22 protein-coding genes and 1 tRNA gene are annotated in these 21,388 nt (G+C 35.3%); 20 read left to right on the forward strand and 3 right to left on the reverse strand.

The annotated features are described in order from the left end of the window. The first annotated feature begins 375 nt into the window (after positions 1-375). The 8 genes from KFE94_16925 to KFE94_16960 all read left to right on the forward strand — a co-directional run bounded on the left by KFE94_16925 (position 376) and on the right by KFE94_16960 (position 9,730). Positions 376-4,764, forward strand: coding sequence for a hypothetical protein (locus KFE94_16925; protein ID UTW66312.1), 4,389 nt, complete (start codon positions 376-378; stop codon positions 4,762-4,764). 66 nt (positions 4,765-4,830) lie between these two features. Further along, positions 4,831-4,904, forward strand: a tRNA-Arg gene (locus KFE94_16930). Positions 4,905-5,376: 472 nt separating this feature from the next. Continuing rightward, positions 5,377-5,958, forward strand: a complete 582-nt coding sequence (locus tag KFE94_16935; GenBank protein ID UTW66313.1) for a YdeI/OmpD-associated family protein — start codon at positions 5,377-5,379, stop codon at positions 5,956-5,958. 91 nt (positions 5,959-6,049) lie between these two features. Then, entirely contained in the window at positions 6,050-6,769 is a 720-nt protein-coding gene (locus KFE94_16940; protein ID UTW66314.1) for a hypothetical protein, read from the forward strand. Further along, positions 6,756-7,415, forward strand: coding sequence for a hypothetical protein (locus tag KFE94_16945; protein ID UTW66315.1), 660 nt, complete (start codon positions 6,756-6,758; stop codon positions 7,413-7,415). Before KFE94_16940 ends, KFE94_16945 begins: the two co-directional genes overlap by 14 nt. A gap of 4 nt (positions 7,416-7,419) precedes the next feature. Further along, the gene (locus tag KFE94_16950; GenBank protein UTW66316.1) at positions 7,420-7,857 is read left to right on the forward strand and encodes an SRPBCC domain-containing protein; all 438 of its coding nucleotides are present in this window, start codon (positions 7,420-7,422) and stop codon (positions 7,855-7,857) included. 138 nt (positions 7,858-7,995) lie between these two features. Beyond that, positions 7,996-9,018, forward strand: a complete 1,023-nt coding sequence (locus KFE94_16955; GenBank protein ID UTW66317.1) for a histidine kinase — start codon at positions 7,996-7,998, stop codon at positions 9,016-9,018. Then, positions 9,011-9,730: a response regulator transcription factor gene (locus tag KFE94_16960; protein ID UTW66318.1), complete on the forward strand. Its 720-nt coding sequence runs from the start codon at positions 9,011-9,013 to the stop codon at positions 9,728-9,730. The genes KFE94_16955 and KFE94_16960 overlap by 8 nt, the downstream gene beginning before the upstream one ends. A 4-nt stretch (positions 9,731-9,734) precedes the next feature. On the opposite strand, the gene KFE94_16965 is transcribed toward KFE94_16960, so the two are convergent. Together KFE94_16965 and KFE94_16970 are read right to left on the reverse strand one after the other, a co-directional pair. Next, on the reverse strand, positions 9,735-10,661 hold the full coding sequence (locus KFE94_16965) for a hypothetical protein (protein UTW66319.1): 927 nt from the start codon (positions 10,659-10,661) through the stop codon (positions 9,735-9,737). Between the two features lie 4 nt (positions 10,662-10,665). Beyond that, positions 10,666-11,280, reverse strand: coding sequence for a class I SAM-dependent methyltransferase (locus KFE94_16970; GenBank protein UTW66320.1), 615 nt, complete (start codon positions 11,278-11,280; stop codon positions 10,666-10,668). Between the two features lie 416 nt (positions 11,281-11,696). Between KFE94_16970 and KFE94_16975 the strand changes: the two genes are divergently transcribed. The 9 genes from KFE94_16975 (at position 11,697) to KFE94_17015 (ending at position 17,202) form a co-directional block, all read left to right on the forward strand. Further along, positions 11,697-12,554, forward strand: coding sequence for a methylated-DNA--[protein]-cysteine S-methyltransferase (locus tag KFE94_16975; protein ID UTW66321.1), 858 nt, complete (start codon positions 11,697-11,699; stop codon positions 12,552-12,554). Then, positions 12,541-12,786, forward strand: a complete 246-nt coding sequence (locus tag KFE94_16980; GenBank protein UTW66322.1) for a metal-binding protein — start codon at positions 12,541-12,543, stop codon at positions 12,784-12,786. Before KFE94_16975 ends, KFE94_16980 begins: the two co-directional genes overlap by 14 nt. After that, positions 12,765-13,337 carry a DNA-3-methyladenine glycosylase I gene (locus KFE94_16985; GenBank protein UTW66323.1) on the forward strand — a complete coding sequence of 191 codons (573 nt, stop codon included), beginning with the start codon at positions 12,765-12,767 and terminating at the stop codon, positions 13,335-13,337. Before KFE94_16980 ends, KFE94_16985 begins: the two co-directional genes overlap by 22 nt. Positions 13,338-13,339: 2 nt before the next feature. Next, on the forward strand, positions 13,340-13,948 hold the full coding sequence (locus KFE94_16990) for an alpha-ketoglutarate-dependent dioxygenase AlkB (protein ID UTW66324.1): 609 nt from the start codon (positions 13,340-13,342) through the stop codon (positions 13,946-13,948). 2 nt (positions 13,949-13,950) lie between these two features. Continuing rightward, positions 13,951-14,295: an antibiotic biosynthesis monooxygenase gene (locus KFE94_16995; protein ID UTW66325.1), complete on the forward strand. Its 345-nt coding sequence runs from the start codon at positions 13,951-13,953 to the stop codon at positions 14,293-14,295. 54 nt (positions 14,296-14,349) lie between these two features. Further along, positions 14,350-14,730, forward strand: a complete 381-nt coding sequence (locus KFE94_17000; GenBank protein UTW66326.1) for a hypothetical protein — start codon at positions 14,350-14,352, stop codon at positions 14,728-14,730. A 294-nt stretch (positions 14,731-15,024) separates the two neighbouring features. Beyond that, entirely contained in the window at positions 15,025-15,411 is a 387-nt protein-coding gene (locus KFE94_17005) for a hypothetical protein (GenBank protein UTW66327.1), read from the forward strand. A 64-nt stretch (positions 15,412-15,475) separates the two neighbouring features. Next, positions 15,476-16,339 carry a hypothetical protein gene (locus tag KFE94_17010; GenBank protein UTW66328.1) on the forward strand — a complete coding sequence of 288 codons (864 nt, stop codon included), beginning with the start codon at positions 15,476-15,478 and terminating at the stop codon, positions 16,337-16,339. Continuing rightward, positions 16,339-17,202 (forward strand): alpha/beta fold hydrolase, encoded by an 864-nt coding sequence (locus KFE94_17015; GenBank protein ID UTW66329.1) that lies wholly within the window; start codon positions 16,339-16,341, stop codon positions 17,200-17,202. The genes KFE94_17010 and KFE94_17015 overlap by 1 nt, the downstream gene beginning before the upstream one ends. Here KFE94_17015 and KFE94_17020 read toward each other — a convergent pair. Further along, the gene (locus KFE94_17020; GenBank protein UTW66330.1) at positions 17,199-17,678 is read right to left on the reverse strand and encodes an Lrp/AsnC family transcriptional regulator; all 480 of its coding nucleotides are present in this window, start codon (positions 17,676-17,678) and stop codon (positions 17,199-17,201) included. The two genes, KFE94_17015 and KFE94_17020, sit on opposite strands and share 4 nt — an antisense overlap. A 190-nt stretch (positions 17,679-17,868) precedes the next feature. On the opposite strand from KFE94_17020, the gene KFE94_17025 reads away from it, so the two are divergent. The 3 genes from KFE94_17025 (at position 17,869) to KFE94_17035 (ending at position 21,378) form a co-directional block, all read left to right on the forward strand. After that, positions 17,869-20,520: a tryptophanase gene (locus tag KFE94_17025; GenBank protein UTW66331.1), complete on the forward strand. Its 2,652-nt coding sequence runs from the start codon at positions 17,869-17,871 to the stop codon at positions 20,518-20,520. 101 nt (positions 20,521-20,621) lie between these two features. Continuing rightward, positions 20,622-20,795, forward strand: coding sequence for a hypothetical protein (locus KFE94_17030; protein ID UTW66332.1), 174 nt, complete (start codon positions 20,622-20,624; stop codon positions 20,793-20,795). Position 20,796: 1 nt separating this feature from the next. Next, positions 20,797-21,378, forward strand: coding sequence for a Crp/Fnr family transcriptional regulator (locus tag KFE94_17035; GenBank protein UTW66333.1), 582 nt, complete (start codon positions 20,797-20,799; stop codon positions 21,376-21,378). The last annotated feature ends 10 nt before the right edge of the window (positions 21,379-21,388 follow it).

Below are 21,388 nucleotides of genomic sequence, written 5' to 3' on the forward strand. Positions count from 1 at the left end.
TTGTGAAATATCGATTGTAAAATAGCCATTTTTACCACTAAATTGGTGCCAAATATAATTTTGAAAGAAGTGTTATTCATTTATTGGTAAGTAACTTAAGGTTATTTATGTAAAGTGATATTTGTTGTTGATTTTAGCCCTCAATATTTTAAGCGAATGAAATGAGAGAGAAGGAATTTTAACACAAATTCGAGCTGTTTTAAGTCGGAATGATCATATGAAATTGAACGTAAAATACGTCTCAAGTTTTTGGAGATAAGTTATTAAAAAATGGATATTCGTAATAATAAATTTTCTTATACGTCCATTGGTTCTGTTAGACTATATTAGCAATTCTTATTAAGGAATTATTAACAATTTGATTGCGTATTCAGTTTGGATTCATCATCGCAAAAAGATTTAGATCAAACATCTGATGTAGAGTCAGGTAAGCCTTCTTCAAAAAGAAAGTTTTTGAAGTGGGGTGCTATCTTACTGTTTCTGATACTTTCGGTTTTTGGCTTTGGTTGGCTGACGGAATATATCGTTGGTGATGTAATTCGTGCGCAAGTTGAAGAAAAATCAAACGGAAAGTATACGATTTCTTATGAAGATTTAGAGTTTGATTGGTCTACCATTTCGGTAAAATTGAAAGATTTTACTTACGAACCACTCCATCCTGAGAAGCAAAGTGAGGTGAATGATTTCACTTTTGGAGCGCATGAAGTAGATGTGCAACTGGAAAATTTGAGAGGGATTTATTTTGAAAAAGCGCTGCACATTGTTCAGGTAAAAATCGAAAGTCCAGAGATTGAAATCATCCAGAAAAAAAAGCCTGAAAGAAGAGTTACATTTAGTTGGCGTACAGGGAATTTATATAAGTTAGTTCAAGGATTTATTAAATCTTATCAAGTGGATTATTTTGAGGTGAATCACCTCAAAATGGATTATGTTCAGGACTATAACGGAACACCCAAAAAGTTTTCCATAAATGATTTATCACTTGGGATTAATAATATTCACATTGATTCGACCGCTTTAGCGAAAAACAACAATATATTTTTTACTGAATCCATTGAACTTAAGATTAAAGACCAGAACTTAAGTATCGGTGATCAGCTTCATCATTTACATTTTGATAGTTTAAATCTATCCACTTCGACCAATTCAATTGAGATTTATAATTCGGTATTGGACACGAATCAAAATGCTGAGAGCCAGCAGAATTATCAAACTTTTAATCAATACGACCTGCATGTTCCATATGTAGGAATTACCGGGTTGGACTTTTCAAAAGCTTATGTCGATAATATTCTGGATATTGATTCGATTTTGTTGTCAGCACCTGATTTGGATGCACGTGTGCATTTACGTGATCCTAAACCTTCTGCCAAACCGAAGGTAGATAACCGCGCATTAAAAGTATTGTTAGATATATTTGATGAAATTCACTTAAATACCTTTCATATAGATGATGCGCAGTTGAGAGCTGTATATGGTCCAAATGATACCGCAAAAATATCAGGTTTAAATCTTGATTTTGCTGATTTTGTGCTGGATTCGGGAGATCTTAATACCAAGGAGTTTTATCCAGATTTTTCCGGTTTAGAAGTATCTATTAATCAGCCTGCATTTGATTTGCCGGGAGGAAATTTATTAGAAGCAAATGTGCTATCATTTTCAACATATGATAGTATACTCGAGATTGATCAGGCGGTTTTAACGGGTAAAAAAAGAGGGGACAACGAGCGTACAAAGGTTAAGATTGCTGCTTTAAAAATGACTGGGGTTGATCCTCAGGAAATCATAAAGGATAAAAAAATAAACCTAGAGAGTGTTTGGGTATTAACTCCTGAATTGCAAATCATTAACAAGGGGAATCGAAATGAGATTTCAGCCTTTGATATTGCGGATTTTATCCACGGTGACTTTAAAGATTACCGTATCAAAAAGGTAAATATCGAGCAAGGAAAAGTTCAGATTTTAACATCGCAGAATAAGCTGAGTAATCACAAGATAGGACAGTTTGATATCCAGTTAGATCATTTTGCATTGAATGAAGAATCCATTCGTAAAGATCGTTTTTTATGGTCCAGAAATGCGCGTTTAAACTTAAGAGATGTACACCTGTATTTGGCTAAAGGACAACATGGATTAAATGCTAAAAAAGTAAAAATCAATACAGTTAATGGGCATATTTTGGCATTGAATCTGGATGTGAAGCCAATCGTAAAGGATAGCAGTAGATTAAAGACTTTAGCCGAGATCGAAGCCAATACTTTTGAAGTAAAAGGGATTAATTTTCATCGTCTGAAGAAAATCAAAAAAATTGATTTGAGTTTACTACATATGCACGATGTAAAAGCCAAAATCAATCATTTGGCGGTAGATTCTATCCAAAATGATTCTTCGCAAACATTTGTAGATTTTCTAGTGTCGTTGGAATCTATTGATTTAGATAATGTAGATATTCACGATGTAGATGTTTTATTACAGAGGAAGGGTGTTTCTGTAGCTAAGTTTTCAGATGGCTTTTTGCAAACGCATAAATTATCAGCTAGAGAGGATAAGCTAAGGAATGGTAAGCTCAGTTTCCTTTCTGATTCTATTACCTATGGTTTACACCGTGTTATGATTCCATTTACAGAGAAGAGTCATATGTTGACTATTGAAGATCTAAAGCGTAGACATGATTCAACTTTAGAGATTTCGGGAGTTACCGTTCGCCCAATCCCTGGGAAGAAGATCTCGGATTCTGCAATGAGTATGGTTTCTTTTATACCAAAGATTACGATTGAGAATTTCCATACGTTTGAAAATCGCTATTCTGATACATTGCATGTGGGCGATGTAGTTTTAGATAAGCCGATGTTCAGATTAACCATGCCAAAGGAGAAAAAGAAGCGTACGGAAAAGTTCGAGTTACCCAGAAGTCTATCTACCACATTTATGAATGGTGATGTCTTTGCGATTGAAGTGGAAAGTTTTGATGTACAAAATGGTCGAATCACCATGTTACAAAATGAAACAAAAGTGAGCGTCAACAAACTCAATTTAAGATCTTGGGATTGGATGATTTCTCAGGAGTCGGACTGGACACCAGATCGTTTTCTATGGGCGAATGACTTTTCATTGGATCTAAGTCAGTTAGAATATAAGATTCCGGGATTTGAATATTGCCACCATATTGATAGTCTTAGTTATAAGTTTAGGCCAAATAGCCTGAAAGTTCATGGTGTTTATTATAACAATTGGAAGCAGAACGGTGTTATTGAGAATTCTCAAGTAAGTATTTACTTACCATTCATTGATTTTCAAAATCCTAATATATATGGCTATTTAAAAGAATCTAAGATCGAAATAGATCAGATTGTTGCCAGTCATGGAATGGTAGAAGCAGATTGGTATCGAAAACAATACCAGTCAAAGAAGCCATTTCAATTACCCACTAAAATCCCGGATGATTTTGGTGGTGTGAATCAAATAGAAGTACACCATGTCTCGATGAACCAGATGGATGTTCAAATGAGAATTCATAACAATAACTTTGTCGCGCCTTTGGAGATGGATCACTTTAATTTGGAGGTCGATTCATTTCATGTAACTCCAGGAGAGCAGATAGATTCGAATCGTGTATTATGGACGAATGACATTCATGTAGATGTAGAAAACATATACACTACTGTAGATGAAGGACTGTATGAGTTGGGAGCGGATGGTTTTCAATTTTCAACCCAAAGTAAAGATTTAGAGCTTAAAGGACTGAGTTTTGTTCCTACTGTAGGTCGTTATGAATACGCATTACATAAAGGATACCAAAAGGATGTGTTTAATATCAGTTTAAAAAGCTTGAAAGCACGAGATTTGGATTATTTGGGGTTGATCTACAACCAAAAGGTTAAAGGTGGAGAATTAAATGTGATACAGCCTTCTGTTGCCATTTTGAAAGACAAGCGTATTCCGGAACCGCCATATCAGTATAAAGCGATTATTCCCGAGAAATTTAAGCAGTTGAAAATGCCAATTACTTTGGATAGCATCATCGTAGAACGTGCAAAAATTGCGTATGAAGAGTTTCCTGAGAAGGGAAGAAAACCGGGAAGTATATTGCTGACTGAAATGAATATCACAGCGAATAACGTGACGAATGATACTGCTATGTTGCTGAAGGACTCTACTTTAATGATTACCATGGACAGTCGTTTTCTGGATACATCTGATTTGACATTGTACTTAGAATATAATATGCTGAGTCCGATTAATAGTTTTAAAATGTCCAGTACGTTGGGGTCTTTTGACGCAACTATGATTAATCGTTATGTAGAGCCGGTATATTCTGCTACGATAAACAGTGGGATGGTGAGTCGAATGGATATGAGTGTTATTGGCAATGATAGTATTGCTGGAGGGAAGATGGGTCTATACTATGATGACTTTAAGTTTACTTTCTTGAATGAAATTACGCATGAGAATAAGGGCTTTGCTACCAAACTGAGAAGTATGATTGGCAATACAATCATCAAGTCAAAAAACAAGTACCATCCGTTTAAGAGAAGGCAGCCGTTGTATTTCCAAAGAATTACTGGAAAGGGGTGGATTAACTACTTGGTAAGAATAGAATTGGCTGGAGTTTCCAGTAGCGTAGGGCTTAAGAATTATAGAAAAGACCTTAAAAAAGCGAATAAAAAACTTTGGAAAGAGTTCGATCAAAATGATAAAGCTGAAAGAAAACAATTGGCTAAACAGTACAAAAAGAGGCAGAAAGCCAAAAACGGAAAAAATTAGCATCTTTTTTCTACTTTTTTTCATCGTTAAAACAATTAATAAACCTATCTTTGCGCCCGCTTACAGGGCCTCGTAGTTCAACTGAATAGAATTCCACATTACGGCTGTGGCGGTTGCAGGTTTGAATCCTGCCGAGGTCACTAAGAATGAAAAGCTCAACACGATGTGTTGGGCTTTTTTCATTTCAGTACCGATTGACGTTTACTTCATAGAGGGGTTGAAATGAAAAAAGAAGGCATCATGTAATGATGCAGGCTTTTCTTTCGGAATTCGGACCTTAAAGGAAAACCATAGGTAATCCGATTGAATTCTTGAAAGAGTAATATCAAAGTATTTAGTTTTCGATTGTTTTTTTAAATTCTTAATGCAACATATTCCTTGAGATACAAAGTCATAAAAAGCTATAACAATTGAAAATTTCGCGCTTTTCATTCGGAATTTGGCTCTTAAAGGAAAACCGTAGGCAAGCCAATTTGAAATATCAGCATTCATATTAAACATTAACTTTAATCCCCTGACACAATTTGTCAGATAGAAACATTTAGTTTACCATCTTAAAAAAACAACCTCAATTAGTTTCTTTGCAATAGATTGAGAGTTAACTTAGTAAAGATGTCAAAAAAAGAAATAGAAACATTTTATCCTGAAAGTCAGGCTGATTGGCGGAGATGGTTAGAAGAAAACCATCAATCAAAACAATCAATTTGGCTTATTTACTACAGACAATCAACGAACAAACCATCTTTGAGTTGGAGTGAAGCTGTGGATGAAGCGCTTTGTTTTGGATGGATTGATAGTACTAAAAAGACAATCGACAAGGAAAGGTATATGCAATATTTCACTAAGAGAAAGCCAGGTAGTACCTGGTCAAAAGTGAATAAGGATAAAGTCGCCCAACTCATCGATAAAAAATTAATGATGAAGGCAGGGTTTGACAGTATTCAAATAGCCAAAGAAAATGGAACCTGGTCATTATTAGATGATGTAGAGAACTTAATTGTACCAGAGGATTTAAGATGTGCATTAAATAAACATAAATCGGCAATGGAGTTTTTTGAGAGCCAATCAAAAACCATCAGAAAAGGGATGTTGTATTGGGTCACGGTTGCTAAAAGACCCGAAACCCGAAAGAAGAGAATTACCGAAATAGTAAAATCCGCAGCTAATGGGGAAAAACCAGATCATTTTAGGTAAACTTATCTGAATAAGACTCTTGTTCTGGTTTTAAAACACCTATAACTAAACGATAATCATCGTATCTTTGATATTCCCAGAACCTGAGTAAATGAGAATATTCCTGATCATAGCGAGTTTAGTATTTACTGTTTTAAGCGGTATAATTCTATACAAAGAAGGCTTTTCAACTGAAGGAATGATCGGGTTTATATTGTTCTTATCAGCGGCATTGGTATTTACGTTCCAAAATAAACTTGATCAATGGACTGAACAAAGGATAAAAGCCATACGAGAAGAAACATACTGTATAATTAAGCACGACCATATTTATTTTCCTAAAGGATATTATTTCAAGCAAGGTTTCTTAAAATCCCGAAAAGATTTACCATTTGATGAAATTGAAGAAATCAGATTAAATACGATTCCGATCACAGCAAAGATTAAGCACAATGAAATTATCTTTTTAAAGGGTTTGAGCAATGAAGATATTATGTCTTCGGTACTAAAAGAAAAAGAAGCTGATTTTCAAGATCACTGGGCATTAATTTGTGAGGAGTTTCTGGATACTGAATTAGAGGAAGAAGAACAGGAACGAATTCAGAACAGATTAACAGCACACGGTTTTAGTATTGAAGAAATTAAACGAATCAAGGATCGAATTCGTTTAAGAATGTTAATTCGTACCTATGCTTCATGGGAATGGGTGTATTATGGTCAGTTCGATGTTTTATCCGAACTATGGCCATTAAGCGCTAAAAAATATTGGTGGACAATGGATATTGCATTACGTACAGCAACCAAAATTTCAAAAACGAATGAAACAACTTAGTGTCTTAATTTTAGGAATTATTTTAACACTGTTTTCTTGTTCTTTAGAGGAGCAAAGTCCGGATCAGGAAATAGAAGATAAGAATCAAATAGTTGATACCATAGATTCGGATAGTGTTCTGATTCAACAACTTATGGATTTAAATCTTAAAGACCAGACTTTAAGATTTGTATTACCGGATGTAACTAAAAGGTTCGGTGCCGGGTCACAAGAAGAAAAATACTTTTGGTCACTCATTCATCAACAAGACAGTATTAATGAAAAAGAAATTGCTCAAATCATAGATCGGTATGGTTGGTTGGGAATAGATCGGGTTGGAGAAGAAGCCAATCAGTCACTTTGGTTGATCATACAGCACGCGCCATTAGAAGTTCAGGAAAAGTATTTGCCATTATTAAGAGCTTCTGTAGATGCGGGTCATTCGCAAGGATGGCATTTAGCGTTTTTAGAAGATCGGGTTTTAATGCGAAATAAAAAAAATCAAATCTATGGCACCCAATCCCTTTACGATCAGGAAACCAAAACGTTTAAAATATATCCTATAGAGGATGTTGCTCATGTGAATGAACGTAGAGAAAAATTGGGAATGGAAACCGTTGAAGAATTTGCTGAGATGAACGGTTATGTATATGATCAGGTAAAATAGAAAAATGATAGATAAGAATTTAATCGCATCTAGCGGTATTGAAATTGAAACTACACCCGAAAAGGTATGGGAAGTATTAACTCATCCGGAATATGTAAAAGTTTATTTATTTGGAACAGAAGTTACAACAGATTGGAACGTAGGAAGCAAAATATTGTTTCAGCGAGCTTATAATGGTCAGCAATATCAGGATAAAGGGAATGTGTTGGTCAATATTGAAAACCAAACTTTGAAATATAATTACTGGAGTGGTTTTTCCGGTTTAGAAGATTTACCGGAGAATTATGCGTTGGTCAATTACTTCATTGAAGATCTTGGAGGTGGTAAAGTCTGGTTTAAATGGGAACAACAAGGTTTTGCAAATACGGACGGGCAATGTCATACCGAACAGATGTTGGGCCAAATGCTGAAACAAATTAAAGAGCTTGCAGAATCCTTATAAAATGCACTGAGAAGTTTCGTTTTACCGATTCTCAGTTATTTTCAACACATCCTCATAAATTATCGGGTTTAAAAGGTAATATAAAGGATATTCGTATGTTTAAGTAATCTGAATCGTAAAGTTCGGATGGAATAGTGTATGATATCTAAAGAATTCTTTAAAACAAATGGTCTGGGTATTGGAATAATACTGTTGTTATTCCTACTGTACTTGGCTAAGGATCTACATCTGGATTTGTGGATCAGAATTAGTCGCGCATTATTTTCTACATCTGTTTTGGTTATTGCATTTCGAGTAAGTAATCGACTCTATGCACAACTTGAGAAAAATGACAAACAGAAATATTCCTTGGTCTTTTTATTCATTGGATTGAATATAGCTTCTTTTTTGGTTAACATTTCATTATTAGATCCTCATGAAATCGTAGAAAGAGAAAAGAAACATTACATAGCCGTTATATTACTGAAATTCATGCCAGTTTTCCCTGTGGCTATCTCCATGATGTTTAGCTGGGCACATTACCTGTTTAAAAAGAACAAGGAAAATGAATTGGCTATATCTAAATTGATTGCGTTAAATAAAGAATCTGAACTTACTGAGCTTAAAAAACAACTCAATCCGCATTTCCTGTTCAATGCTTTAAGCAACATATATTCAATCGCATATTTAAAAGATGATCGTACGCCTGATAAAATCATGCAATTATCTAAAATGCTGCGTTACGTGATTTATGATACGGATGTACCGTTTATTCGATTGGATAAGGAAATTGAGTACATTGAATATTATGTAGATTTCCAAAAGTTTAAAATCAAGAAAACACAGGATATCAAATTTGATTATAGTGGCGTAAAAAAAGAATTGACAGTAGCACCTTTAATATTCTTACCCTTTATCGAAAATGCATTTAAACATAGTCAGGTGACCACAGATTCAAATGCCTGGGTGAATATCAACATGAGTACGATTGGTAATGTCATTAAATTTAAGGTAGAGAATTCTATTTCAACCAAAACACAGCCGGAAATCCTGAATAATAATGGAATTGGTTTGGAAAACATTAAGAAGCGTTTAGAACTCATTTACAAAGACCGGGCTGAACTGAATATTACGAAAGATGAAGTTTTTGTTGTAAACCTAAAGATCAAAGTAGATGTGTGAGACAAAGATTAAATGTGTGGTAATTGAAGATGAAGAACACACTACTAAATTGATGGAAAACTACATCTCACAGGTAGATCAATTGGAATGGTTAGGTTCATTTGTTTCACCCGTGGAGTTTTTCAATTTTGATCGAATGAATGAAGTGCAGATGATCTATCTGGATATTCAAATGCCTAATATTACAGGAGTAGAGTTCTTAAAGCTGAAACCCATTAATGCTGAAGTCATATTTACTACGGCTTATTCGGAATATGCGATGGAAGGATATGAGCTGAACGTTACCGATTATTTATTAAAACCAGTTGAATTTTCACGTTTCTTTAAAGCGACACAAAAAGCCATTGAACAGATTAAACTAAAAACCTTAGCGCAGTCTCCTAAAAGGGCAGATCAGGTTGATTTTATCATGTTAAAAGTAGATAAGAAGCTTATTAAAGTTTTGATTGATGAGATCATATACGTGCAGTCTGATTGGAATTATATATACGTATTCACCAAACATCAAAAGCTTATGGTTTTGCGCACAATGAAAGGGATTGTAAAAGATTTATCCGCATATCGTTTTATCCGGATTCATAAATCATACCTGATAAATCTGGATCATTTTAAGTCAATTGAAGGAAATATGGTGCAACTACAGGGTAATGTGAAGTTACAAGTGAGTCGGAATCATAAATCGGAACTTATGGAGGCTTTACATCAATTGTAAAGAACTAAAGGTTAAAGGTGAGCCCCAAAGACAGAACACTAATATTGTTGATGAATCTAACGTTATAATAATCACGTCCTGTATAATACTGAATAAAGCCACCAAAGCGGATACCTTCTGCAGGATATAATGAGAGTTTAGCTTTTAAGCTATATCTATATTTCTGTTCGCTATGATATTCAGATAAGTCGCCTAAAATATAGGTGTTTTCAATCCGACCAATAAGGAGAAACTGTTTATCAGATTTTAGAATAGAGAAGGAGGGGCTGATTCCCTGGAAATCAGCCATGAGTCTATAAATCCCATAAGATTGTTTTAATTCACTCTCTAAGGAAAGTATAGAATTTGGGATGCCTCCATCTATTCTAAAACCATAAGTCTGAAAAAGTCTAAAATCTTTTATTTTATGAATCCTGGTGTATTTAACACTTAAGTAATTCGTTGAAAAATCTCCGGTAGCGAGATTAAATGAATCCGTTTCTGGACGATAAAATGTACCTGACTGGCCATTAGATAAATGCTTGATCTCAAAATCCAGATAACTGTATGTGTTTTTGTTGGGCTTAAAGAACTTGATATAGTTAAATCCTGGCTGATAATTCAATGGGTAGATGGGGGAAGAAAACTCATTATACATTCTGAGAGTCAAAAACATATTGAAATCAAAGTCAGCATATTTGTATTTTAAACTATTAGGATCTTGTGAATTGTTGATCAATTTTAAGTTGGCATATATCCCGGCTTCAAATAACGTATTTGATTCGTTATGTAACGGTGCATTTAATGGTGTTGAGATGTAATTAGAACTTCTTGAATTTAGTTTAGCCAATCTATGCATTTCAACCAGCGACTCGTTTGATTGAGATTTTGTTCCAAATGGAAGTATACCCAGGAACACGACAAATGTGTATTTGAAAATATTGACTTTCATTAAATTAATTGATTCTGAAAATCACAGAGGACTCTATAGTAGAGTCTGATTGGAGCGTTGCTTCACAATGACCTAATTCTTCAAATGGGATGTATTCAATAAATTCGGATAAAGAGGTAAAATATTCTACACCATATTTTTGTTGTCCTTTGTAAAAGATCTGGTTAACCAATAAGTACTTGCCCTTAAAATGTGTTTTTAAAACCTCTAATATTTGTTGTAAATCTGGAAGTATATACCAGATAATCTCACTTAAAAGAACACAATCATAATCTTGATATTTCACAAGGTCTTTTACTATATCAGCTACTTCAAAATCTAAATGTGGAAACAAACCCTGAGCCTTTTCAATAGCTACGGTGGACAAGTCAAGACTTTTAGGGAGAATTCCGGTGTCCCGATACATCCATTCTGCATAATACCCTAAACCACAACCACATTCCAATACGGATTGGATTCCAAAGTTTTTAATATGAATCAACCCCGCAGTTCTTGCGTATTTATTGGGCTGTGTGGATTGCGTCCAGGGATCAGGACAATCTCGGTACATATTTTCAAAATCACCAATAAACTGGCCATCTTTAATTACATAATCGTGGTAATTGTTCTCGTTTTTCATAGTACAGAGATTTGATTTGTGCTTTTAAAATTATTGTTTTCAAAATGGAATACCCTCATAATACTCATATTTTAAACCCCTATCATAAAACCGGATTGTAAATCACACCAATTATAAAACCATGAGATCGAGGATATTCCAAGCTGACATTAACACACTATATATGAGTGAATAACTACAAAAACTAATACTGGATACGCATACGTAATGTCTTAATATCAACAACTTAATTTCAGTTCAAAAGTGGAGGATGTGATTCGGGTACTCAAAAAAATATGAGCAATGCACATAAATAACTGAGAAAGTGCATGAATACATGAAAGGGCTAAAACCAGATGTAATAATTTGCTTAAATTCTTAGCAAGATTCGGGTTTTGGCTTGGATTAAAATAAAGGACATTTGTATCACAATAAATATGAATATGAAAGAGAATAGCACATATTACTATGATAAGGTCGCAAATGCTATTCAGTATTTAGATGACCATTTTAAAGAACAACCATCTCTTGAAGAGATTGCGACTCATATGAACCTGAGTCCATATCACTTTCAAAGGATTTTTACCGAATGGGTAGGTGTTTCACCTAAGAAATATATTCAGTTCTTAAGTGTTAATTATGCTAAAAACATATTGGAACAATCTGGTAAATCCTTATTTGATACAGCTTTAGATACAGGATTGTCGGGAACCGGAAGATTACATGATTTATTTGTAAATATTGAAGGGATGACTCCTGGAGAATATAAAAATGGAGGGGAAAAGCTCACTATTCATTACAGTTTTGCAGAAACACCATTTGGAGATATTTTGGTAGCTGCTACGCAAAAAGGGGTTTGCTTTATGTCTTTTATAATGTCTCAAGAAGAGGGGAAGAATGTGTTAAAAAAGGAATTTCCTAACGCAATATTTGTTCAAAAAGCGGATAAAATGCAGCAAGATGCTTTATTCATCTTTCAAAACGATTGGAGTAAACTCAACGAGATAAAACTCCATCTGAAAGGATCAGATTTCCAATTGAAGGTTTGGGAAGCGTTATTGTCAATTCCTCAGGGAAAGCTTACCACATACGGGGTGATTGCAAAGAAGATTCATCAGCCTAATGCCTCACGAGCGGTGGGTACAGCCATAGGAAATAATCCCGTAGCGTTTTTGATTCCATGCCATCGTGTGATTCAGTCTTCAGGTAAATTTGGAGGTTATCGCTGGAATCCTATTCGTAAAAAGGCAATTATTGGTTGGGAGGCTGCGCAATTGAACCATGATTTTTCATAATGATATCCATAAAATTGAAATGCTCGGGAAAATTAAATCCAGAGAAATTCAATTTGCTGGAAATCAAAAACTGAAGATTTATGGTTTGTTGAATTGCGCATCGGGAAAAAGAATGCTTAGGGTAAACCGAGTGTTTTTTAGTAGTGAAAGAGACGCTTTACAAAATGGATATAGACCATGTGGGCATTGTTTAAGAGTTAAGTATAAGGAGTGGAAAATAAACAAAATATAAAGAGATGTGAATGGTGTTCCAATGACCCGATATATCAGAACTATCATGATCAGGAATGGGGTGTACCTAAGTATGATGACCATACTTTGTTTGAAATGCTGATTTTGGAAGGTGCTCAGGCCGGACTCTCCTGGATTACGATTCTCAAAAGACGAGAAAACTACAGACAGGCTTTTGATGGTTTTGACATAGACAAAGTCGCGAATTATGGTTCAAAAGAAGAAGCCAAACTTTTAAATAATTCCGGTATTATTCGAAATAAGCTAAAAATAAAATCTGCAATTCGTAATGCGCAAGTCTTTAAACAAATACAGGCAGAATATGGTAGTTTTAGTGCGTATTTATGGCGATATGTAAATCATAAACCTATGATCAATGATTTTTCTACAGCACAGGATGTGCCAGTAACGGATGAGATTGCAAAAGTACTTTCTAAAGATTTAAAAAAGCGCGGAATGTCATTCGTTGGTCCGGTTATTATGTATTCATATATGCAGTCTATTGGAATGGTCAACGATCATACTTTGGACTGTTTCAAAAGAAAGAACTAAAGATGGATTTATTTCCTGAAACGATTGATTCTAATAAGAATTGGCTGCCATATCATGGAGAAGTGTATTACTGGGGGAATATCTTTACTATGCAGCAATCCGATGTATTTTTTAATGAACTGATGCATAGTTTAGAATGGAAAAATGATGAAGCCATTATCTATGGAAAACATATTATAACCAAACGTAAAGTCGCATGGTATGCCGATCAACCTTATGAGTACACGTATTCCAAAATTCATCGTAAAGCTTTGGTTTGGAATTCAATATTGAAAGAACTTAAAGTTCTAGTTGAAAAGAAAACCGGAGTCACCTATAATTCATGTTTGTTGAATTTATATCACAATGGAGAAGAAGGAATGTCATGGCATAGCGATGATGAAAAAGATCTATTATCGAATGGATCTATTGCATCACTTTCATTTGGTGCAACCCGAAAATTTGTGGTAAAACATAGAGAAACTAAATATCAACAAGCATTTATGTTAAACCATGGCGATTTATTGGAAATGCGTGGAGAAATGCAACAGCACTGGGTGCATCGGGTAGCGACCACTAAGAAAGTTAAAACGCCACGTATCAATCTCACATTTAGACAAATGATAAAGTAATTATGATTGCAGTAATTTTTGAAGTTCAAATCCAGGACGGTAAAAAGCAAAATTATCTTGATGTTGCAGCGGAACTTAAGCCTCTATTGTATCAAATAGACGGATTTATTTCTATTGAACGCTTTAGTAGTCTGCAAAATCCCGAAAAAGTACTATCTCTTTCATTTTGGCGTGATGAACAAGCAATTGAAGCGTGGAGAAACCTGGAACAACATCGTATTGGACAGGCAAAAGGGAGAAATCATATTTTTTTAGATTATAGAATAAGGGTAGGTCATATTTTACGTGATTATGGACTAAATAGCAGAGAGCAAGCTCCTAAGGATAGCAATCAGATACATAAATAGCTACATTTGAGTAGATTTTCAATTTTGGAAAGATTGTTGTTAAGTCATCAAATCATGAGATTTATATTCACATTTCTACTTTTACAAAGCGTGTATCTCATTCAAGCACAAGATACGACTAGAATTCAGGGAACATTTTACGGAAAGATCAATCCAGGCGGTTTTGTTGACACATTGAATTTTAATCAGGATACTTTAACGCTCACTAAAAACAGAGCTTTTGGTTATGGAATGATCCATATGTTTCGGTATAAGGTAAATTATGCAGCTGATTCATTACAGTTAATTCAAGTCGGTTATTGGTATGATGGGGAAAAACGCGAAACTGATATTTTGAGAGAAATGAACGGTTATAAAGTCAAGTATGTATTATCAGAAAATGGTTTTATTTGGTATGACCGAAGTTCTCAACGTTTGACCTTTGAAAAGTTATAATCCTAAGCGCTTGTTTTTTCTATCATTTAACAGCTTAATAAAGGAATGATTCGGGTGATTTATGAATCAACATATAGGGTGAATTGGTATGGCGTAATTCATTGGTTGATTATTACTTTGACATGACGAGTCCATAGATAGCAATGATTTCTTCAGTCAGAATTATGAATCTAATGAAACGTTTACCAATCGTAAGGTAAATGCTTACAGAACTAAATTGGCATTAAATCATTATTGGAATCAGAACTCTAAAACAACGGGTTACAGGCTATTACCGAAATAATTCAGTAAAAAATGCATATGTTTCATTATGATCAATACTCAGGTAAAGAATTATACCATGGCACCTGGGAAGATATTGGAGCTTTAATGCAAGCCAGACTTTGGATTATGGCTTTTCATCAGGGGCAATTTGGGATATGGAATTGGATTTTGGTTTTGTTTACGGCCTTCGGGTTGCTGTTTATCAGTGTTACAGCGCTTTGGTCATATTTAAAGCGAAAAAAGAAAAACAGTTGGAATATACCAGCGACCCCGGATCATTATAAAGTGGGGATGGGGATAATCACTCTAATTATTCTGTTAAGTGTTCTATTACCGTTATTTGGAGTCAGTGTACTCCTGATTTTAATCATTGAAAAAATAATAGATTCAAAAAAGATCAATAAAGAGAGGCTTTAGGGCCTCTCTTTATTATTAATACAGCCGCTCTTTCTTTATTTTTGATCACCCGAATAAATAAGAAATGGATACGGCTTTAGTACTCAAAAAACAATTTGATCAACAGCAAATTATCACATTTGATGATGCCAAAGCGTATTTAGAGCAATCGGTATTATTCCAACAACTTTTAGAAGAATTTGATCCAACACCTTTAAATCTATTACATCGATTATTAGAGCTTATTGAAATTCCATTTTCCACGCAATACAGACAAGTTCAAGAATGGAGAGATCAACTGGTCGATTTAACATTTACTGGCCATGGTTTCTCATTAACCGGTCAATCAGATTATATCCTGGCCTGTTACAACGGAATGATCACGCATGTACTTATGAAATTAGATTATTCTGATCATAAGAAAATAGAGGCAGGGATACAATGGATTTTAAAGTATCAAAATGTTTCAAGAGGAGCGGTGTGTTTATGGCAAGGAGAAGGCATACAGAAATACGGAGGTTGTATGAAATCAACGCCTTGTTATGTTGGAGTGGTAAAGTCTATGCAAGTCTTATCTGAAGCTAGAAAACAGGAATGGTTTGGAAGCCTTGATGTTCGAACCAAATTGTCTGAGGGTTTAGAGTATATTTTGCAACATCAGGTTTATCTAAGACAGTCAAATCACCAACCAATTACTTCATATATCACCAGATTGACATTCCCATATACATATAAGACCAATATCCTGGAAATACTGACACTCTTAAAAGAGAATGAAAAACATGATGATGAAAGATGTATACCTGCATTGGACTTTTTACGTAAGAAAAAGAAGAAACAAGGTTATTGGGTGGTAAATAGCATACAACACCCCAAGCATTGGATAGCGTTTGATCAAACCAGGCAAAAAGGAGATTGGATTAGTTATGAAATTGAAAAACTATTGTAATGGACTGGTCTGAAAAGGAAATAAGAATCAAGCTGACAGAAAAGTCCTGGATTCAAACCACGTTTTTTAGGCCTAAAGAAAACATCCTGGGGGCGGTCATGATTGCTCCGGCAACAGGAATTAAAAGGAAGTTTTATGACAACTTCGCAAGATATCTGGCACAAAACCAGTATGCTGTCATTACTTACGATAATCAGGGAATAGGAGAGTCTCTATCGGAAGACCTGAGGTTTTGTGATATCCATATTACTGATTGGGGATTAACAGATATGCCCAAGGTATTTGAGGAATTGAAAAGACTGGTTCCGGATGTAAAATATCACCTGGTGGGGCACAGTGCTGGAGGACAGTTGGTAGGTTTAATGCATAATTGGTCAGATTTAACATCCATTTTCAATTTTGCATGTTCATCCGGAAGTCTAAAGCAAATGAAAATTCCTTTTGCATGGAAAGCACGATTCTTTATGAATGTATTCATTCCGCTGAGCAATGCCCTTTTCGGTTTTACAAAAACACATTGGCTAGGAATGGGAGCGCCTTTGCCTAAAGGCGTTGCACAGGAATGGCGAAGATGGTGTAATGGCAGCGGATATATTCAAGTTGATCTAGACAAACGGATAAAGAAACACTTCTTTAATGAAGTAAATCTTCCATCATATTGGTTGAATACATCAGATGATTTTATTGCAAATGATCGAAATGTGGAAGAAATGATTGCAGTATACCCTAAATTAAAGCCCAAACGATTGCATCTGGTACCATCCGAATATGATTTGCCATATGTGGGCCATATGAAGTTCTTTGCACGACAAAATGAAAAGTTATGGCCAATAGCACTGGATTGGATACATACGCATGACTAAGATTTTGTTAGAATATCATCAGCATTTAAATCGTAAGAAAGATGATGTTTTAACTCGCCAATAACAAAGGCACTTTGCACATTTGCAATATTTTTGATCTGTGACAAATGATGTAAAACAAACGTTTGATATTCATCTACATTACGCACGATAACCTTTAAGAAGAAATCGTAGTTTCCACCTACATGATAACATTCCATCACCTGAGAAAAATTATGAACTGCTTTTTGAAACTCCGAAACTGGTTCAATCCCATGTTCTTTAAGAGAAACAGAACATAAGACTATTAAGTCTTTATGGATTTTTTTACGATTTAATACGGTTACATATTTCTGAATAATTCCTTTGCGCTCCATCTTTTTGATTCGGTCAAAAATGGGAGTTCTGGAAAGGTTCAGTCGTTCAGCAATTTCTTTATGGGTAATCTTGGCGTTTTCCTGTAACAAATCCAGGATTTTTAAATCTATTTGATCCATAATATGAGTTTGTTCTGATTTGCAATTAAACACAAGATGTAAAAATACATTATGTATTTAAAAACTAACTAATACAAACATAAAGTCTGAATTTTTATGATTCACCGACATGTTGCAATTAAAAAGCACTCTGATTTCTAATTTTGATATCCATAAATAACCGTGATTTTACATTTAAAAAGAATATAAAATGAAAGCAGAACCGCATAAAATTAAGACCGTTAAGAATTTGAATATTCTTTCTATTTATCAACGCGAAGTTGAATTAAGAGCAGCCGGATTTAATACCTTTAATATTGGAAGCGATAAAGTGACTTATGATATGATCAGTCAGGGTACCAGCGCAAAAAGCCAAGAGCAGGAGTCAGGTAGTTTAATTGGAGATGAAACCTATGCTGGAAGCCGAAACTTTGAGAAGCTAACTCAGGCAGTAAATGTTGCATTTGGACATAAATATGTATGTCCGGTACATAACTTACAGGGAGCATTAAAACTGGTCACAACCACTATGATAGGAAATGGAGGAGAAGTACTCTCTAATACACATTTACCTGAATTGATGGTAAAAAATGAGCATGGACAGTTTATTGCGTTAGCCGCTTCACCAAACGAGTTGTATACCGGAAATGTAGACTTACATGAATTAAAGTCGCTACTTCAGGAAGATTTAAACATTTCATATGTTTTTATTGATGTATTTGCAGAAGGGTTTAAACCAGTATCTATTTCTCATTTAAAAGAAATTAAGACTTTAACCGATAAGCATCAGGTGAAACTGATTTTTAATATTTCATATGTATCAGAATTAGCTACTTTCCTCCAGGAAAATGATTCGGACTTATATTATAAAAGTGTGGCTGAACTCGTAAAAGAAATTACCACAATAGCAGACGTGTGTGTTTTAGACGCGAGTCAGGGGCCGAGATGTAATATTGGCGGGTTGATTGCAGCGAACGATTACGACACGTTTGAAAAGTACATGAATGAGGTGGTGGTATATGAGGGATTGCATACTTACGGAGGTATGGCCGGACGTGCGATGGAAACATTCCAGGTTGGAATCAGAGAGATGATTTTAGAACCTCAGGCCCATTGGATTCAACAACAAGTGAATTATTTGAGTCATCACCTTGAAGGGATACCACATTTTAAAGGGGCGGATGGCGTGTATTTAAAAGCAGATGAAATCCTTCCTCAGATCAAAGAAAATCAGGCACAGGCCCTTGCGGCATTAATCTATCTAAAAGCTGGAATTCGAGGAGTGATCCAGGGAAAATACATAAGTTGCAACATATTACCAATTCAGATCCCAAGACTAGGTTTGACCAATGATCAATTATCCAACATTGCGAGAGCGATTAACGAAGTATATCAAGAGAAAGATGCTTTGTCCTGGTTTGAGCTAAAAAATGATCCTGAATGGCAAGACGAAGCGGTATTTGCATGGAACAATCCACATCTCAGTAAGTTCGATTTTGACTGTGAGGCACATAGAATCCAAACCATAGAATATGTAGGAATTACGACACCAGAGGAAAGAGAAAAAATTGTAGCCGAAGTAGGGTATAACACATTTTTACTTCCGTCTAAGGATATTACCATTGATTTCCTGACCGATTCGGGAACTACTGCGCAAACCATCACACAATGGTCTTTGTACAATGAAGGGGATGAAACTCCGGCTTCTAGTAAGGACTACTTTGATTTGATTGATTCGTTAAAAGAAATCACAGGGTATCAATTCATTATTCCAACACATCAGGGACGGGCTGCTGAACATATCATGTCTCAAATCCTGATTCGGGATGGTTTTGTTCCAGGAAATATGTACTTCACCACAACCAAACTCCATCAGGAAAAGGCGGGAGGTACCTTTGTTGACGTGATTTGCGATGAAGCACATGATCCTACATCTAACTTCCAATGGAAAGGAAATATTGATATCCGTAAAATCCAGAAGATTTTGGACGAACATGGTGAAGGGTCCATTCCTTATGTAAGTTTTGAGTTTAGTGTGAATCTGGCAGGAGGACAACCTGTTCATATGGATAATATTCGCGATGTATATGCATTCTGTAAATCTCATAACATTCCTGTAATGTTTGATGCTACACGTGCGGTTGAGAATGCCTATATGATTAAGAAAAAAGATGAGCGTTATATCAATGCATCGGTGAAAGAGATTTTACATGAAATGTTTAGTTATGGCGATGGATGTACGGTATCCAGTAAAAAGGACTATCTGGTAAATATCGGTGGATTCCTAGGAATTCGAGATGATGAAACATTCTATAAAAAAGCACTTTCTATGTTACGTATCTACGAAGGAACCAAAACCAACGGTGGAATGTCCGCTGGGGATATGGCCATGCATGCTGAAGGTGTGATGGAAATGACAGATTTCAATTACATCAAGTCCAGAGTAGAGCAAACACAATATCTTGGGAAGAAACTACTAGATGCCGGAATTCCAATTGTAGAACCTATTGGTACACATGCCGTATTTATAGATGCAAAACGTTTCTTGCCACATATTGATCAGGATAATTATCCGGCTCAGGCACTGGCATCTGCACTATTTGTAGAATCCGGAATCCGCGCTATGGAAAGAGGAAATGTCTCTAGCGGCAGAAATAAGAAAACCGGGGAAAACTACAGGCCATCATTAGAATTGGTGAGATTAACTATTCCTAGAAGAGCATATACCAATGCCCATATGGATGTTGTTGCCGATGGAATTATTAAACTATATGAAAAACGAGATGCCATAAAAGGATTGGATTTCGTTTATGAGCCTGAAGACCTACGTTTCTTCCAGGGGAAATTTGAAGAAGTAAACTAGCTAATTATGAAGCACCTGTAATTCAAATTGCAGGTGCTTTTTTAATATAGAGTTTATATTCATTGTTTACTTTTACATCATTAATCTTCAGTATGATCATTATGACTATCAGTAAACTTAGACTTAGAGGGATTTGGGCTGTTACGGCATCTGTAGTTATTGCAGCACTTATTAAATCAGGAATCGCACAACCATATCCAAATGAAATGTTCGCGTATTTAACATGCATAGGAGTTGGGGTATGGGGTTTGATTGATTTTATTCGTGGTGCTTAGAGTGCAAAACTCACCTTTAATACAACGGATTTTCGCGGATTCAAAGTTAACTCCAACGGAACAGGAACAGGTTCAAAATGCGTTTACGCAAACTGAATTTAAAAAGGGAGACTATCTATATAGGGCAGGGCAATCCGTAAACCAGTACTATTTTCTGGAAAAAGGTTTCGTACGATCCTATGGCATTGATTACAATGGGAATGAAATTACTACCCAGTTCTTTTTACCCGAAGATATTGTCATTGATTGGATGGCTTTTATGATGAAAATACCTACTCAGGAGAATTTTATCGCTACTCAGAATTCCATATGCTGGACAATAACTTACATCCAATTTCAAGAGCTTTTTCACAGTATACAAGGATTTAGGGAGTCAGGACGTGAACGATTAACTCAATGTTACTTTAAATTGAAGCAACACAACTTGTCCATGATTTCCCGTTCTGCCAAAGACCGCTATACCCATTTATTGAAAGAATACCCTGAAATTATCCAAAACGCTTCACTCAAACATATTGCGACTTACCTCGGGATTACGGACACATCCTTAAGTCGAATTCGGAAGGAAATCGTTACCACTTAGTTTTCTTGCC

The sequence above is a fragment of the bacterium SCSIO 12643 genome, from assembly GCA_024398135.1.
In the GTDB taxonomy this organism is placed as follows: domain Bacteria; phylum Bacteroidota; class Bacteroidia; order Flavobacteriales_G; family Salibacteraceae; genus CAJXZP01.